We start from the raw sequence: 15,244 nt of genomic DNA on the forward strand, positions 1-15,244 counted from the left end.
ATGCGCCTTGTAAAGTCCCTGTTGCTCTATACTGCCATGTGTCTGGTTGCAAATGGCCCTGCGTTTGCCGCCGATACCGCTGCGCTCGGGGCCTTGCGGGACGGCGACATGAAGAAACTGTCGTTCCACGCCGATCCCCAGCCGGTCTCGGCGCTAGAGTTCAGCGGCCCCGACGGCGCGGGAAAGCTGTCCGATTTCAAGGGCCAGATCGTTCTGGTGAACTTCTGGGCCACCTGGTGCGCCCCCTGCCGCAAGGAAATGCCGATGCTGTCGGCGCTGCAGTCCGAGCTTGGCGGGGACGATTTCCGCGTTGTGACACTGGCCACCGGACGCAACGCGCCCGAGGGAATCGCCAAATTCTTTGACGAGATCGGGGTCGAGAACCTGCCCCACTATATGGACCACCGCCAAGCCATCGCCCGCGAGATGGGCGTGCTGGGCCTGCCAGTGACCGTGATCCTGAACCGCGAAGGTCAGGAAATCGGGCGCCTGATGGGCGACGCGGACTGGTCCAGCGACAGCGCCAAAGCGATCCTGACCGCGCTGATCAACGATCAGGTCTGACCGCCCAGTCGCACCCGTCCACGTGGTCATCGACCATGCCGACCGCCTGCATAAACGCATAAACGGTGGTCGGCCCCACAAAGCGGAAGCCCCGCTTTTTCAACGCCTTGGACAGGCGCTCGGACACGTCGGTCTGCGCGGGCACGTCCGACAGCGCAGCGCGGCAAGGCTTCAGCGGCTCTCCGTCCACAAATGACCAGATCCAGTCCGAGAACCCCTCGTCCTCCTCGACCTTGATCCAAGCCTTGGCGTTGCCGATCGTCGCCTCGATCTTGCCCTTGTGCCGGACGATCCCCGCATCGCCCAGCAGCCGCGTCACATCATCCGCCCCCCACTGCGCGATCACATAGGGATCGAACCCCGCAAAGGCCGCGCGAAACCCCTCGCGCTTTTTCAGGATGGTCAGCCAGTTCAGCCCCGCCTGAAACCCCTCAAGACACAGGCATTCGAACAGCGCGCGCCCGTCCCGCTCTGGCATGCCCCATTCATCGTCATGATAGGCCTGATACAGCGCATCCTCTGTCACCCAACCGCATCGTTTCGTCATAAGCCGACTCCTAATCGCACGGATGTGAACAAACCATAAACACGCATCCGCGCCAAGGCAGGAATTCTGTCGAATTCGCGCGTTTACAAATCGTTAGGGGGTGATCGGCCAGCCTGCCTTCGTGGTGGGAGTACTGGAATGCTTGAAAGACATAAGGAACGACAAAGAAAGAATCGCCTGAACCCCTTGGATACAGCGATTCGCAGCCGGGATACGGATGTGTTGGCGATGGTCGACCGTGCCCTCCGGCACAAAGAGGTCATGCTGGCCTATCAGCCTGTGGTTGTGACCACGGACACCAAACGGGTTGCCTTCTACGAGGGGCTGATCCGGGTGCTGGATGAAACCGGACGGGTCATACCCGCGCGGGACTTTATGCCCACGGTAGAGAAGACAGAGATGGGCCAAACCATCGACCGCATCGCGCTGGAGTTCGGCCTGAGGGAACTGTCGCGGCACCCCGCGCTGCGGCTGGCAATCAACCTGACCGCGAAGTCCCTGCACGATCCCAAATGGCAGCGCGTCCTGCGCCACGGGCTGTCGCGGGACGACACGATCGGAGAGCGTCTGATCCTGGAAATCACCGAGCATTCGGTCATGGAAAAACCGGACCAAGTGCTGGACATCATGGACGAAATCCAGTTGCGAGGGGTATCTTTCGCGCTGGATGATTTCGGGGCCGGACAGACCGCGATAAGGTATTTTAAAGACTTCGCTTTCGACATCCTGAAGATCGACGGAAGCCTGATCAGGGGCATCGACAGATCGCCCGATAATCAGGCAATCGTCGGCGCGCTTCTGTCGATCGGGCGGCACTTCGATATGTTCACCATCGCGGAACACGTTGAAACACAAGCCCAAGCGGACTGTTTGGCCTCCCTCGGGGTCGATTGCCTCCAAGGCTATTTTTTCGGCGCTCCCAGTATCCGGCCCCATTGGCACGAAAGTCGCACTAGGAAACGTTCCGCCTAGCGCTAACAGATACCAACGAACTGTTGTCGCACCGCAGAAACCTGCTACCAATAACCCGTCGGTGGAGGGAGGACGAGGCCGGCATTACTGGCCTCGACGGCCCTCTGCCCCGAATTTGGTAGAGGACACCGCATATGACGAACGTAGTTATCGTATCCGCCGCGCGCACCGCTGTTGGCAGCTTCCTTGGATCTTTCGCAAACACGCCTGCCCATGTTCTGGGTGCTCACGTCCTGCAGGCGCTGGTTGAGCGCGCCGGCATCGAAAAGGGCGAAGTGTCGGAGACGATTCTGGGTCAGGTGCTGACCGCCGGTCAGGGCCAGAACCCTGCCCGTCAGGCGCACATCAACGCTGGCCTGCCGATCGAATCGGCGGCTTGGAGCATCAACCAGGTATGTGGTTCGGGCCTGCGCGCTGTCGCTCTGGGCGCACAGCACATCATGCTGGGTGACGCGGCCATCGTTGCTGCGGGCGGTCAGGAAAACATGTCGATGTCTCCCCACTGCGCATCGCTGCGTCAGGGCCAGAAAATGGGCGACATGCAGTATATCGACACCATGATCAAAGACGGCCTGTGGGACGCATTCAACGGCTACCACATGGGTCAGACCGCCGAGAACGTTGCCAACCAGTGGGGCATCTCGCGCGAAATGCAGGACGAATTCGCCGTCGCCTCGCAGAACAAAGCCGAAGCCGCCCAGAAGGCTGGCAAATTCGCTGACGAAATCACCCCGTTCACCATCTCGACCCGCAAGGGCGACATCATCGTGGACGCGGACGAATACATCCGTCACGGCGCAACCATCGAAGCCATGCAGAAACTGCGCCCCGCCTTCACCAAAGACGGCTCGGTCACCGCAGCAAACGCATCGGGCCTGAACGACGGCGCGGCCGGCGTTCTGCTGATGACCGCCGATGAGGCAGAGCGCCGCGGCCTCGAGCCGCTGGCACGCATCGCGTCCTACGCGACTGCCGGTCTGGACCCCTCGATCATGGGCACCGGCCCGATCCCCGCAAGCCGCAAGGCACTGGAAAAGGCCGGCTGGAAGGCCGAGGACCTGGATCTGGTCGAAGCAAACGAAGCGTTCGCCGCTCAGGCTTGCGCCGTGAACAAAGACATGGGCTGGAACCCCGACGTGGTGAACGTGAACGGCGGCGCAATCGCCATCGGTCACCCCATCGGCGCGTCCGGTGCCCGTATCCTGAACACCTTGCTGTTCGAAATGAAGCGTCGCGACGCCAAGAAGGGCCTTGCGACTTTGTGTATAGGTGGCGGCATGGGTGTTGCCATGTGCTTCGAACGGCCGTAAGACAGATGGGCGCGCAAGAAAATTGCGCGCCCTAACCACATTAGGAAAAATAATTACTAACGCACGGAGAAAACATGGGACGCGTTGCATTGGTCACTGGGGGCTCGCGCGGCATTGGCGCGGCGATTTCCAAAGCACTCAAAGAAGCTGGCTACACTGTCGCGGCAACCTACGCCGGTAACGACGAGAAAGCCGCGGCCTTCACCGAAGAGACCGGCATCAAGACCTACAAATGGAACGTTGGCAGCTACGAAGAGTCGGCAGCTGGCATCGCTCAGGTCGAAGCGGATCTGGGTCCGGTTGACGTGGTTGTCGCGAACGCGGGCATCACCCGTGACGCGCCCTTCCACAAGATGACCCCCGAGCAGTGGCACGAAGTCATCGACACCAACCTGACCGGCGTCTTCAACACCGTTCACCCGCTGTGGAACGGCATGCGTGACCGTGGCTTTGGCCGCGTTGTGGTCATCAGCTCGATCAACGGTCAGAAAGGCCAGTTCGGTCAGGTGAACTACGCCGCAACCAAAGCAGGCGATCTGGGCATCATCAAGTCGCTGGCCCAGGAAGGCGCAGCCAAGGGCATCACCGCCAACGCGATCTGCCCCGGCTACATCGCGACCGAAATGGTTATGGCTGTCCCCGAGAAGGTCCGTGAAAAGATCATCTCTGGCATCCCCGCCGGTCGTCTGGGCGAGCCCGAAGAAATCGCGCGCTGCGTGGTCTTCCTGGCGTCGGACGATGCGTCGTTCATCAACGGCTCGACCATCTCGGCCAACGGCGCGCAGTTCTTCGTCTGATCTGCGGCCTGTGTGGCAAGCGTCATAACGCTTGCCATACGCCAAACATACCCATGCCAGACCCGGTTTTGGCACAGAAAAAGGGCCGACGCACAGCGTTCGGCCCTTCGATTTTTGCAAAGGTTGGTAGAGCGGCGCATGACCAGCGCGTTTTGCCTGCTCCGCACATCCTTCAGGGAGCGTAGAAGTCATGCGCTTGACCAGCGGCGCCGGAAAGCGCCGCTCTGGAGGCTGGCCCAAGGGTGCGGGCCAGCGGGGTGGGGTTCAGGGATTTGATCCCGATAGCAGGCGGTGGGTCGTGCGCGGCATCTCGGCAGTCGGTATAGATTGAGAGGGGTGCTCTGTTGGTCCCCACGAGATTGACTGACCACTGTCGCGCACGTACTTCGGTCTAGTTCTGTCCGAAGCGGCCGCCTGAACAGGTGCGACGGCATGCCTGTTCAAACTGGGTATCTGGGATAGATCGGGCCTTTTCAGCCTACCGGAGTGTTGCCGGTGTCAATGGGTCGAAAGGCGTTCGATCTGCTCTTTGAGAGCGAGTTTCTTCTTCTTCAGCTCAGCGATCCGCAGCCTGTCCGCACTGGGCGAACGACTTTCAAATTCTACCTCCTGAGAAAGGGCTTGGTGTTTACGGCGCAGTTCCTGAACGTGCGAAGTCAAGTTCATCTGAGAAAAACTCCTCTCTGCTGTTGTAACAAAACCATGACAGCACAGATTCGTTTAAATGTCACGCCGCAACGCAATAAAAAGAAAGCGTAGGCAGGTTTTGGCGCATTAAATGGAAATATGGTATCTACAATAACGCAAAGGGAAGTGGTCCACCGTTCCTCAGAACGTCCACTGCCCATGCCATGTAGTCATCTGCATCGGACAAGTGTACCGCACCTTCGTGCATGATCAACGGCGCATGTAGTCGTAAAGGCGCACGACCGTTCTTGCGCGCCCTCAGAATCACCAGATGCGAGTCCCTATTTGCCCTTGGGGCCAAGGGTTGTATCTGGATCGAGCCCAATCGCCCCGAAATGGCAGAAATCATGTCCCCCAGACGATCAGTGCGCTGGATAAAGGTTGCGTAACCTTTAGGCGCTAGCCTCTTGGCTGCGACCTCGACCCAGGTGTCCATCGGAGTCGACTCGCCCAGCGCGGTTTCACGCCCCTCGTCTTTTGCAGAATGACGCGATCCGGGGGCATAATAGGGGGGATTGGCGATCACATGATCGAACTGCATCTGACGCAATTCCGGCGGAAGCATCGCCAAATCCGCCTGATGAACGGTCAGATCGGCGCCATTGCCGGCGGCATTGTGACGCGCCAGCGCGGCGTACTCGGCCTGCAATTCGATACCTGTCAGCCGCAAGCCGGCCACCCGCGCGTTCAGGCACAGGCTGGCCACCCCTGCCCCGCACCCCAGTTCCAGCACCGTTTGCCCAGTAAATGCAGGCACCGCAGCCGCCAGAAACACCGCATCCACACCGGAACGAAAGCCTTTGCGCGGTTGATGAACCGTCACGCGTCCGCCTAGGAAATCGTCAGTGGTCAGATCGGTTTCAGAGCTCAATGCCGTTATCCCGCAAAATGGCGCGCGCCATGAACAGATCTTCTCGGCGCACCAGCAGCCTTTGAGGTATTATTCCGAGACCGGCTTCTATGACGCTCATATTTACGTCCACGGTGTAGCAGTCTATATCCTCGCCTGACAGCAGAGCTTGCGCGAAGGCGATCACAGTGGGGTCGTTGGTGCGTAGGAGCTCTTGCATGCACGACACATAAGAGGTCGCATGACGCTTTGTCGAGATACGGCGATGGGGATGGTATGAGCCTGGACGAAACAACCGAAAAACCGCACGAGGCGCTTTCGCGTCATTTGGCTGATGGCATGCAGGCCGTCGACAAACTGATCCGCGAACGGATGGTGTCGGACAGCGCACCCCGCATTGCCGATCTGACCGCCCACCTGATCGGTGCAGGCGGCAAGCGTTTGCGCCCCCTGATGACCTTGGCTGCCGCCGATCTGTGCGGCTACGAGGGGCCCTATGCGGTGCATCTGGCCGCGACGGTGGAGTTCATCCACACCGCAACCCTGCTGCACGATGACGTCGTGGACGAAAGCGAACAGCGTCGTGGCCGCCCCACGGCGAACCTGCTTTGGGACAACAAATCCAGCATTCTGGTGGGCGACTACCTGTTTGCCCGCAGCTTCCAGTTGATGGTTGAAACCGGCCGCCTGCGCGTGCTGGACATCCTTGCCAACGCCTCGGCCACCATTTCCGAGGGCGAGGTTCTGCAGCTGACCGCTGCCAAAGACCTGCGCACCAACGAAGAGGTCTACCTCAAGATCGTGCGCGGCAAGACGGCGGCTCTGTTCTCGGCGGCGACTCAGGTGGGAGGCGTGATCGCCGATGCCCCCGAGGAACACGAGCAAGCCCTGTTTGACTACGGTGACGCGCTGGGGATCGCCTTCCAGATCGTGGACGACCTGCTGGACTATGGCGGAAACAGCGCCGCGACCGGCAAGAACGTGGGTGACGACTTCCGCGAGCGCAAGCTGACCCTGCCGGTGATCAAGGCCGTTGCCGCCGCCGACGAAGAAGAGCGCGCCTTCTGGAAGCGCACCATCGAAAAGGGCGACCAGCAAGACGGCGATCTGGAAGAGGCGCTGCGCCTGCTGGCCAAGCATGGCGCAATGGAGGCGACCCGTCAGGATGCCTTGGCATGGGCTGACAAAGCCAAGACGGCGCTCATGGTCCTGCCTGACCGCCCCGTGCGCCAGATGCTGATCAATCTGGCCGACTACGTGGTCGAGCGCGTCCGCTAAAACGCGCCCTCAGGCAAACGACCCAAGCGCCCCGTGGTCCACCCACCACGCGGGCGCTTTTTCTTTGATCTGGTGGGCTGCAGCGCCTGCACTGTCCGCATCGGCGAACAGCCCGAAACAGGTCGCCCCTGACCCAGACATCCGTGCGATCAACGCGCCCGACGCAGAAATCGCCTCCAGCACATCACCGATCACCGGCGCGATGGCGCGGGCGGGCGGCTCCAAATCGTTGCGCTGGGTGGCCAGCCAATCCGCGAACCCTTGGGCATTCAGCCCCTCGGGCACCTCGGCCATCGGCGGGTTATCTTTTCGCGACAGGCCACGGAAAACGGCGGGGGTTGGCACTTCGACACCGGGGTTCACCAGCACCATCCACATCGCGGGCAGCGCAGGCACATCGGTTAGAACTTCGCCCACGCCGGACATGATGCACGGCGCAGCCCGCAGGCACACCGGCACATCCGCCCCCAGCGACAGCCCCCGATCCGCAGGCAAATCAACGCCCCACAAGGCCGACAGCGCGCGCAGCGACGCCGCCGCGTCCGAAGACCCTCCCCCAATGCCCGCTGCCGCTGGCAAATGCTTCTCCAGAGTAATTTCGGCCCCGCCAGCCCCCAGCAGCGCCGCTGCCCGTAGAACCAGATTTTCCGGCCCGGTCGGAACGCCAGCCGCCCGAGGCCCCGTCACGGTCAGTCCCAACGCCTGAGCAGGGGCAACCGTGATCCGATCCCCTACCCCGACAAACACCACCAGCGATCCCAGCAGATGATACCCGTCCGCCCTTTGGCCGGTGACATGCAGCGTCAGATTGACCTTGGCGGGCGCAAAAGCCCTATTTTCCATCGGCCACCTTGATGGGATCCGCGCCTTCGTCGGCCAGAACCTGATCCAGACCAACCTCGAGCTTGCGGCGGATGCGGGTGGCATCCTCTTCCTCGGGGCCAAAGGACAGGGCGCGGTGCCATTGGAAGCGTGCCTCGGTCTTGCGGCCCACGGCCCAGTAGCCATCCCCAAGGTGATCGTTCACGATGGGGTCCACGGGCATCAGTTCGGCAGCGCGCTCAAGCTGAACAGCGGCCTCTTCGTAGCGGCCCAGACGGAACAGCGCCCATCCCAGACTGTCCACGATATGCCCGCTATCGGGCGAGGTCGCGACGGCCTGCTCGATCATGCCCAACGCTTCGTCCAAGTTCTCATCCATCTCGACCAGCGAATAGCCCAGATAGTTCAGGACTTGCGGCTGACCGGGGCTCAGCTCCAGGGCGTGGCGGAAATCGACCTCGGCCTTGTCCCACTGACCCAGACGCTCATAAGCGATGCCGCGGGTGTAGAACGCGAACCAGCGGGCGTCATCGGGATTGGTATAAAGGGAAATCGCCTGATCATAAGCCTTTACGGCCTCTGCATATTTCTGTTCGGCGCGGTAGAAATCCCCCAGCGTCAGATGCACGATCGGCAGGTCAGCGTGGGATTTCGAAAGGGCCTGCAGAACCTCGATCGCGGCGTCGGTCTTGCCCGCGCTGCGCAGGGCATCGGCACGGCCCAGTTCGGCAGCGTGAAAGGCCGGATCAGTCTCGGGCACCTGACGATAGGTTTCCTCGGCCAGATCATAGCGGCCCATCACGTCCAGCAGGTCCGCCGACAGCAAGGTCGCGTCCACATGATCGGGGCGCAGATACTGCGCGATCCGCGAATACAGCAGGGTGTAATCCGGCGCCGCCTCACCTTCCAAGGCGCTGGCAACGGCAAAGAACACCTCGGCCAGACCATCGGTGGCGTTGCGTACATGGGTGAATGGCAGGCGGACGCCCTCTTGCATCTGGGCCTTCATCTGGCGCAGCGCGGGGTCCAGTTCCGGCCCGAAGGTGGCGTCGATCATCGCGATCGCCTCGGCGTTCCGGTCAAGCTGGCTCAGGACTTCGATATTGGCCATCGCGCCGCGGCGGGTGATCTGCAACCGCCCTGTAGTGTCGCCAGCAAAGATCGCCTGAGACCCCTCAAGATCCCCGACCAGAGCCAACGCCAAAGCCTTGTGATACAGGCCAAAGCTGTTCAGCCCGTCCTGTTTCGCCACCGCGTCGAATTCGGTCAGCGCGCCCGCCATATCCCCTTTGCCGACCAGCGCCCAAGCGCGGCTCAGGCCATCGACCAGCGGGCCGATGCCGCGCCCTTCGTCGATCATGGTCTGGACGGTGGCCCAATCGCTGTCATGGGCGGCTTTGGCGATCAGCGCCATATGCGCCAACTGGCTGCCGATGCCCTGATCGACCATGTCCTGAGCCAAGGGGGCAACCATATCGATCTCGCCCAAGGCGATGTTCGCGCCCACCAGACCCTGCATGATCTGGGGGTTGGATTTGTCGACCATCATCGCTTCGGAATAGCGGCTTGCTGCCTCGGCAAAGTTTCGGTCCGTCTCGGCCACACGCCCTGCCAGATAAGGCCCCGCGACCCCTTGGGCCAAAACGGGAATTCCGGCGCAGGCAAAAGCTGCAGCCAATACAAACGGGCGGAGTGGTGACAAGGGCGCCTCCTGTGGTCTTCGTTAGCGCCAAGCCTACGGGGGCCGCGTCCCCTATGCAACAAAGGGCGACCGATTGGCCGCCCCTTTTTGATCACAACAATGCAATCCCGATCACATGTTCGGATAGTTGGGGCCGTCGCCACCCTGCGGCGTGGTCCAGACGATGTTCTGGCTGGGGTCCTTGATATCGCAGGTTTTGCAGTGGACGCAGTTCTGGAAGTTGATCTGGAACTTGGGTCCGTCCTCGCCCTGCAGAACCTCGTAGACGCCGGCGGGGCAGTAACGCTGCGCGGGCTCGTCGTATTCGGGCAGGTTGGTTGCGATCGGAACCGAAGGATCCTTCAGCTTCAGATGGCAGGGCTGGCTTTCCTCGTGGTTGGTGAAGCTGAAGCTGACGTTGGTCAGACGGTCGAACGACAGCACACCATCGGGCTTGGGATAGTCGATTTTCGGGAAGTCCTTTGCCTTGCCGGTGGCGGCCGCATCCGACTTGCCATGACGCAGGGTGCCCAGGATCGACAGGCCGAACTTCTCGTTCAGGTGCATGTCCAGACCACCCAGCGCGAGGCTCGCGGTTAGGCCGAACTTGGACCACAGCGGCTTGACGTTGCGGACTTTTTTCAGGTCTTTGCCGATCGCACCTTCACGCAGCTCGGTCTCATAAGCGGTCAGCTCATCCGACTGACGGCCCGCTTTGATCGCGTCATAGGCAGCTTCTGCTGCGGCCTTGCCCGACAGCATCGCGTTGTGGTTGCCCTTGATACGGGGCACGTTGACCAGACCGGCCGAACAACCCAGCAGCGCGCCACCGGGGAAGGTGACTTTGGGGATCGACTGGTAGCCACCCTCGGAAATCGCACGCGCACCATAAGCCACGCGCTTGCCGCCCTTGAGCAGTTCAGCAACCATCGGATGGTGCTTGAAGCGCTGGAATTCCATGTAGGGGAACAGGTGCGGGTTCTCGTAGTTCAGGTGCACCACGAAGCCGACGTAAACCTGATTGTTGTCGAGGTGGTAAATGAACGAACCGCCCCCCGCGTTCGAGCCCAGCGGCCAACCCATGGTGTGGGTGACGGTCCCTTCGCGGTGCTTCTCGGGGTCGATTTCCCAGATCTCTTTCATACCGATGCCGAATTTCTGGGCACAGTGGCCCTTCGACAGCTGGTATTTCTCCATGACTTCCTTGGACAGCGAGCCGCGCACGCCCTCAGACAGGAAGACGTATTTGCCGTGCAGTTCCATGCCGGGCTCGTAGCCGGGGCCTTCGGAGCCGTCAGCGTTCTTGCCGAATTCGCCAGCGACCACGCCTTTGACTTCGCCGTTTTCGCCGTAAACCAGCTCAGAGCAGGACATGCCGGGGAAAATCTCGACACCCAGTTCTTCGGCTTGCTCGGCCATCCAGCGGCAGACATTCGCCATCGAGACGATGTAGTTGCCGTGGTTGTTCATCAGTTTCGGCATGGGGAAGTTCGGAACGCGGATTTTGCCCGCCTCACCCAGCACATAGAAGTTGTCTTCCTTGACCGGAACGGTCAGGGGCGCGCCCTTGGCCTTCCAGTCAGGGATCAGGGCGTCCAGACCGCAGGGGTCCAGAACCGCGCCGGACAGGATGTGGGCGCCCACTTCGGAGCCCTTTTCCAGAACGACGACGTTCAGATCGGCGTCAAGTTGCTTGAGGCGGATCGCAGCCGACAGACCGGCAGGGCCCGCCCCAACGATGACGACGTCATATTCCATGGCTTCGCGCATACTCTCGGTCATGCTGCTGGCTCCTCTGTCTTGTTCGCGCAATAATATTTCACATTCGGCGCAGTGTTACGCATGATCAGGCCTGTCGGTCAATCGCGACACGACGTTAAAATGGCCGAATGCGGCATTGCGGCACAAGCAGTGCTAAAGCACAAAGAGCCCAAACACAGCCCCTTTTTGCGCGACCAAGTATAGGGTGAGCAAATAGCCGTTTGCCGTGCCGCGACTCTATCAAAATGTAGACCTGCCTACAGGTCGCCCACAGAAATTCCGGTCTAATCGCGCTCGAAGCGCAGGAATCCTGTCCCATATTCATATGGCTCTTGAAATTACCCCCCGCCTCAGTTCAGGTAGCGTAACCCTAAAAACCGGCCACCCCACAGGGGGCAAGGCCGATAACGGATTCTGAGGCCATGGAAAAAGTACCTATGACCCGCGCGGGTGCAACCGCGCTCGAGAGTGAATTGAAGCACCTGAAGTCGGTCGAGCGCCCTGCTATTATCAAGGCAATCGCCGAAGCCCGCGAACACGGCGACCTGTCGGAAAACGCCGAATACCATTCCGCGCGCGAAAAGCAGTCCTTTATCGAGGGCCGCATCAAGGAACTCGAAGGCATCATTTCGCTGGCCGAAGTGATCGACCCCACCAAGCTGTCCGGCTCGATCAAATTCGGCGCGACCGTCACCGTTGTGGACGAAGACACCGACGAAGAGAAAACCTGGCAGATCGTTGGCGAATACGAAGCCGACATCGAAAAGGGTCTTCTGAACATCAAATCGCCCATCGCCCGTTCGCTGATCGGCAAGGACGAAGGCGACAGCGTCGAGGTGCGTACCCCCGGCGGCCAGAAGTCCTACGAAGTGCTCAAGGTTTCGTACCTCTAAGGCGCCCGGATGTCCAAGCGCGCACAGAGCCCCAGCGCCCCGCCCGGCCTATACGACCGCAGCGAGGCCGAGCCCCGGTTCGACATCAGCCCCGGTGAATGGATTGCCGTTGCACTGACGATCGTGTGGCTCGCTCTTTGCGCGCTGTTTTTCTTTGGGGTCGATGGCGCCCCCGAAGTGGACGGCCTGAGAATCGTGATCGAGGTTCTGGCCGTCTTCATGCCGATCGGTATGGTCTGGGTGGGCGCCACCGCGTCCCGCTCGGCCCGCATCATCCGCGACGAGGCTGCCCGCCTTCACATCGCGATCGACGGCATCCGCCAAACCTACATGGCCAGCCAACAACACAGCCCACGCAGCTCCGGCTCTGACGAAGCCGTGCTGAAAAAGCTGGACGCCCTGCTGGCCACCCAGACCCAGACGGAAAGCGCATTGGCGATCTTCTCGTCCTCTCGCCGGATGGACGCGATCCGCACGCTGCCCGAAACCCGTCCCCAGACCACATCCGACGACGACCAGCCCTCTCTGGCCCTTGGCACCTCGGACGTGGATCTGGCGCCGCCCCTGTCGAACACCGACTTCATCCGCGCGCTGCATTTCCCCGAAACCCCCGAGGACAAAGACGGTTTCGCCGCCCTGCGCCGCGGCTTGGCCGACCATCAGGTCTCGCAGCTAATCCAAGCGTCCCAGGACATCCTGACCCTCTTGTCCCAGGATGGCATCTACATGGACGACCTGCGCCCCGACCGCGCCCGCCCCGAACTGTGGCGCAAATTCGCGGCCGGTGAACGCGGCGGCGCTGTTTCCGCGCTCGGAGGCATCCGCGACCGTTCCTCGCTGGCATTGACCGCGGGCCGGATGCGTCAGGACCCGATCTTCCGCGACGCCGCGCACCACTTCCTGCGCCGTTTCGACAAAGTCTTCGCCTCCTTCACCGAGCGCGCCAGCGACGAAGAAATCAACCTTTTCGCCGACACCCGCACCGCCCGCGCCTTCATGCTCGTGGGCCGCGCCGCAGGCACCTTCGACTAGGCTTCTTCTTTGCAAAAATACTCAAAATCCGCCCTCCCCCACAGGGCGGACCAGTGCGAGTTGTGACGAACAGCCCAACAAAATTTTATCACTTGATCAGATTGCATCACGTCACCTGATGCTCTAGCCATGTCCGGACGCATTTTTTCGCAGGACATTCCCATGACAGATGCTCCGGATCGCAGCCACTTTATCCGAGGCCTCAAGGACGGCGCCCCCTTCATTCTGGTCATCGTTCCTTTCGGTCTGCTCTTTGGCGTGGTCGCCACCGAGGCAGGCCTGAACGTGTTCGAATCGCTGGCCTTCTCGGTCGTCGTGATTGCGGGGGCGGCCCAGTTCACGGCGCTGCAACTGCTATCCGACAACCTGCCCGCCGTGATCGTTCTGATCTCTGCGCTGGCGGTGAACCTGCGGATGGCGATGTATTCGGCCTCGATCACCCCGCACTTGGGCCAGATGCCCCTGTGGAAGCGCGCGCTGGCGGCCTATGTGCTGGTGGACCAGACCTATGCTACCGCAGTGCTGGAGTTCGAGAAACGCCCCGACCTGACCCCATCGCAAAAGTTCGCCTTCTTTGCCGGAACCGCCTCGGCGATCGTTCCCCTGTGGTACGCATCGACCATCACCGGCGCCTTGGTCGGCTCGTCCATTCCGGACAGTCTGGCGCTGGATTTCGCGGTTCCGATTACGTTCCTTGCCCTGATTGCCCCTGCCCTGCGCACGTTGGCGCACGTGGCTGCGGCCTTTACCTCGGTCGCGCTGGCGCTGACCTTCATGAGCCTGCCCTATAATTTGGGCCTCTTGATCGCAGCCGTGTCCGCCATGGCCGTCGGCGCCGAAGTCGAACGCCGCATGACCCAAAAGGCAGCCTGACCATGACCGATATCCCTACGCTGAAACTCTGGATCGTGATCCTTGGCCTTGGGGCGGGCAGCTATTTCCTGCGCTTTGTTTTCCTTGGCCTGATCGGGGACCGCCAATTGCCGGAATGGGTGCTGCGCCACCTGCGTTACACCGCTGTGGCCGTTCTGCCCGGCCTTGTGGCCCCTGCCATCATCTTCCCGCCCGCGACAGGCGGCAACCCCGACCCCGCACGTCTGGGGGCGGCAGCGGTGACGCTGGCGCTGGGGTATTTCACGCGTAACGTCATCGTCGCCATTATCGGCGGCGCGATGACGCTCTATGCGCTGCTGTATCTGCTGGGTTAGTTCGCGGCCCTGCCCGCCTGACGGGCATTGAACTCTGCTTCGGCCTCGAACGCCTTGAGCGCCAGATCTTTGTTATCCGGATCGGTTTCAAAGATCAGGCGTTCCTTGACGCCCGGAATACGCTCGAAATCGCGCATCAGGCTTTTGGGGAAATAGGTCACGCCCACATTCTCGAACGGGGGCAGATCCTGAAGCACCGTGCTGACCGCGCGCGAGCAGTTGGCCTTTTGCACCGCGCCAAAGTTCAGGGCGCGGTTATAGATTTCCTGTGCAACCTCGGGCGACACGATCACCTCTTGGGCGACGACGCGGAAGGTTACGCGGGAATGGTAGCGTTCGTAGAAATCGCGAATCCGCTCGGTGATGCCAAAGAAGACATCGTTACGCTCGGGCGTTTCTTTGAAGTGGTAGCTGCCGGCGGGATCAAACAGGATCCGCTCGCTGGCATTGATCATCAGACCCGAATGCGCACCCGCATCGGTGTCATTGCTGATCATCGTGTAAAGGGTTACCGACGGCGGTCCGTCATACCGGTACCGCCAGCGGTTCACTTCACTATCGGGGGCCCAAATCGGTTCTGCGGCACAACCAGCCAACGCTGCTGGAGCACCCAGCAGAAAAAAACGACGTTTCATAAAACCCCCGGTGGGAAACTTAGGCGCCGGTCAGAGCCAGAAGGATCAGGACGGCGATGATCACGAACACCGCGTTCTTGGTGAAGCTGATGAAACCGTTGAAGGTGTTTTCCTGATCGGTGATGTCCATGGTGCCGTGCTTGTGTTCAGCCATTTCGGGCGTCCTTTCCTGTTCGTCGTTGCCGCGTTTATGCGATTTTAGCGGCT

General features: G+C 61.1%; 18 protein-coding genes. 9 read left to right on the forward strand and 9 right to left on the reverse strand.

The window, feature by feature from the left end:
- On the forward strand, positions 1-564 hold the full coding sequence (locus HJ536_RS00595; RefSeq protein WP_177156339.1) for a TlpA disulfide reductase family protein: 564 nt from the start codon (positions 1-3) through the stop codon (positions 562-564).
- Here HJ536_RS00595 and HJ536_RS00600 read toward each other — a convergent pair.
- Positions 548-1,111, reverse strand: coding sequence for a DNA-3-methyladenine glycosylase I (locus HJ536_RS00600; protein WP_177156340.1), 564 nt, complete (start codon positions 1,109-1,111; stop codon positions 548-550). The two genes, HJ536_RS00595 and HJ536_RS00600, sit on opposite strands and share 17 nt — an antisense overlap.
- Before the next feature lie 228 nt (positions 1,112-1,339).
- Between HJ536_RS00600 and HJ536_RS00605 the strand changes: the two genes are divergently transcribed.
- The 3 genes from HJ536_RS00605 to phbB all read left to right on the forward strand — a co-directional run bounded on the left by HJ536_RS00605 (position 1,340) and on the right by phbB (position 4,190).
- Positions 1,340-2,083 (forward strand): EAL domain-containing protein, encoded by a 744-nt coding sequence (locus tag HJ536_RS00605; protein ID WP_228028606.1) that lies wholly within the window; start codon positions 1,340-1,342, stop codon positions 2,081-2,083.
- Between the two features lie 134 nt (positions 2,084-2,217).
- Positions 2,218-3,393 (forward strand): acetyl-CoA C-acetyltransferase, encoded by a 1,176-nt coding sequence (locus tag HJ536_RS00610; RefSeq protein WP_177156342.1) that lies wholly within the window; start codon positions 2,218-2,220, stop codon positions 3,391-3,393.
- A gap of 74 nt (positions 3,394-3,467) precedes the next feature.
- Complete coding sequence (phbB, locus tag HJ536_RS00615) at positions 3,468-4,190, forward strand: acetoacetyl-CoA reductase (protein ID WP_176852941.1); 723 nt, start codon at positions 3,468-3,470, stop codon at positions 4,188-4,190.
- Positions 4,191-4,688: 498 nt separating this feature from the next.
- Here the strand turns inward: phbB and HJ536_RS00620 are convergent, their stop codons facing one another.
- From HJ536_RS00620 to HJ536_RS00630, 3 genes are all read right to left on the reverse strand, one after another.
- A complete protein-coding gene (locus HJ536_RS00620; protein ID WP_176852940.1) occupies positions 4,689-4,856 on the reverse strand; it encodes a DUF465 domain-containing protein in 168 nt (55 codons plus the stop codon).
- Between the two features lie 127 nt (positions 4,857-4,983).
- Complete coding sequence (locus HJ536_RS00625) at positions 4,984-5,748, reverse strand: tRNA1(Val) (adenine(37)-N6)-methyltransferase (protein WP_177156343.1); 765 nt, start codon at positions 5,746-5,748, stop codon at positions 4,984-4,986.
- On the reverse strand, positions 5,738-5,947 hold the full coding sequence (locus HJ536_RS00630; RefSeq protein WP_176852938.1) for a putative signal transducing protein: 210 nt from the start codon (positions 5,945-5,947) through the stop codon (positions 5,738-5,740). Before HJ536_RS00630 ends, HJ536_RS00625 begins: the two co-directional genes overlap by 11 nt.
- A gap of 56 nt (positions 5,948-6,003) precedes the next feature.
- On the opposite strand from HJ536_RS00630, the gene HJ536_RS00635 reads away from it, so the two are divergent.
- Entirely contained in the window at positions 6,004-7,005 is a 1,002-nt protein-coding gene (locus tag HJ536_RS00635) for a polyprenyl synthetase family protein (RefSeq protein ID WP_177156344.1), read from the forward strand.
- A 9-nt stretch (positions 7,006-7,014) separates the two neighbouring features.
- Here the strand turns inward: HJ536_RS00635 and HJ536_RS00640 are convergent, their stop codons facing one another.
- The 3 genes from HJ536_RS00640 to HJ536_RS00650 form a co-directional block, all read right to left on the reverse strand.
- Entirely contained in the window at positions 7,015-7,848 is an 834-nt protein-coding gene (locus HJ536_RS00640; protein ID WP_177156345.1) for a 4-(cytidine 5'-diphospho)-2-C-methyl-D-erythritol kinase, read from the reverse strand.
- Positions 7,838-9,529 (reverse strand): tetratricopeptide repeat protein, encoded by a 1,692-nt coding sequence (locus HJ536_RS00645; RefSeq protein ID WP_176852935.1) that lies wholly within the window; start codon positions 9,527-9,529, stop codon positions 7,838-7,840. Before HJ536_RS00645 ends, HJ536_RS00640 begins: the two co-directional genes overlap by 11 nt.
- A gap of 111 nt (positions 9,530-9,640) precedes the next feature.
- Complete coding sequence (locus HJ536_RS00650; RefSeq protein ID WP_177156346.1) at positions 9,641-11,290, reverse strand: electron transfer flavoprotein-ubiquinone oxidoreductase; 1,650 nt, start codon at positions 11,288-11,290, stop codon at positions 9,641-9,643.
- 401 nt (positions 11,291-11,691) lie between these two features.
- On the opposite strand from HJ536_RS00650, the gene greA reads away from it, so the two are divergent.
- The 4 genes from greA (at position 11,692) to HJ536_RS00670 (ending at position 14,402) form a co-directional block, all read left to right on the forward strand.
- Entirely contained in the window at positions 11,692-12,162 is a 471-nt protein-coding gene (gene greA, locus HJ536_RS00655) for a transcription elongation factor GreA (protein WP_176852933.1), read from the forward strand.
- Between the two features lie 9 nt (positions 12,163-12,171).
- Entirely contained in the window at positions 12,172-13,194 is a 1,023-nt protein-coding gene (locus HJ536_RS00660; protein WP_177156347.1) for a hypothetical protein, read from the forward strand.
- A gap of 162 nt (positions 13,195-13,356) precedes the next feature.
- The gene (locus tag HJ536_RS00665; protein WP_177156348.1) at positions 13,357-14,067 is read left to right on the forward strand and encodes an AzlC family ABC transporter permease; all 711 of its coding nucleotides are present in this window, start codon (positions 13,357-13,359) and stop codon (positions 14,065-14,067) included.
- 2 nt (positions 14,068-14,069) lie between these two features.
- Positions 14,070-14,402 (forward strand): AzlD domain-containing protein, encoded by a 333-nt coding sequence (locus HJ536_RS00670; protein ID WP_176852930.1) that lies wholly within the window; start codon positions 14,070-14,072, stop codon positions 14,400-14,402.
- Here HJ536_RS00670 and HJ536_RS00675 read toward each other — a convergent pair.
- Positions 14,399-15,037, reverse strand: coding sequence for a hypothetical protein (locus HJ536_RS00675; RefSeq protein ID WP_176852929.1), 639 nt, complete (start codon positions 15,035-15,037; stop codon positions 14,399-14,401). The genes HJ536_RS00670 and HJ536_RS00675 overlap by 4 nt on opposite strands.
- Before the next feature lie 19 nt (positions 15,038-15,056).
- Positions 15,057-15,191: an aa3-type cytochrome c oxidase subunit IV gene (locus tag HJ536_RS00680; RefSeq protein ID WP_176852928.1), complete on the reverse strand. Its 135-nt coding sequence runs from the start codon at positions 15,189-15,191 to the stop codon at positions 15,057-15,059.
- Between the last annotated feature and the right edge of the window lie 53 nt (positions 15,192-15,244).

Origin of the sequence: Donghicola mangrovi (assembly GCF_013377535.1) — a bacterium.
In the GTDB taxonomy this organism is placed as follows: Bacteria; Pseudomonadota; Alphaproteobacteria; order Rhodobacterales; family Rhodobacteraceae; genus Donghicola; species Donghicola mangrovi.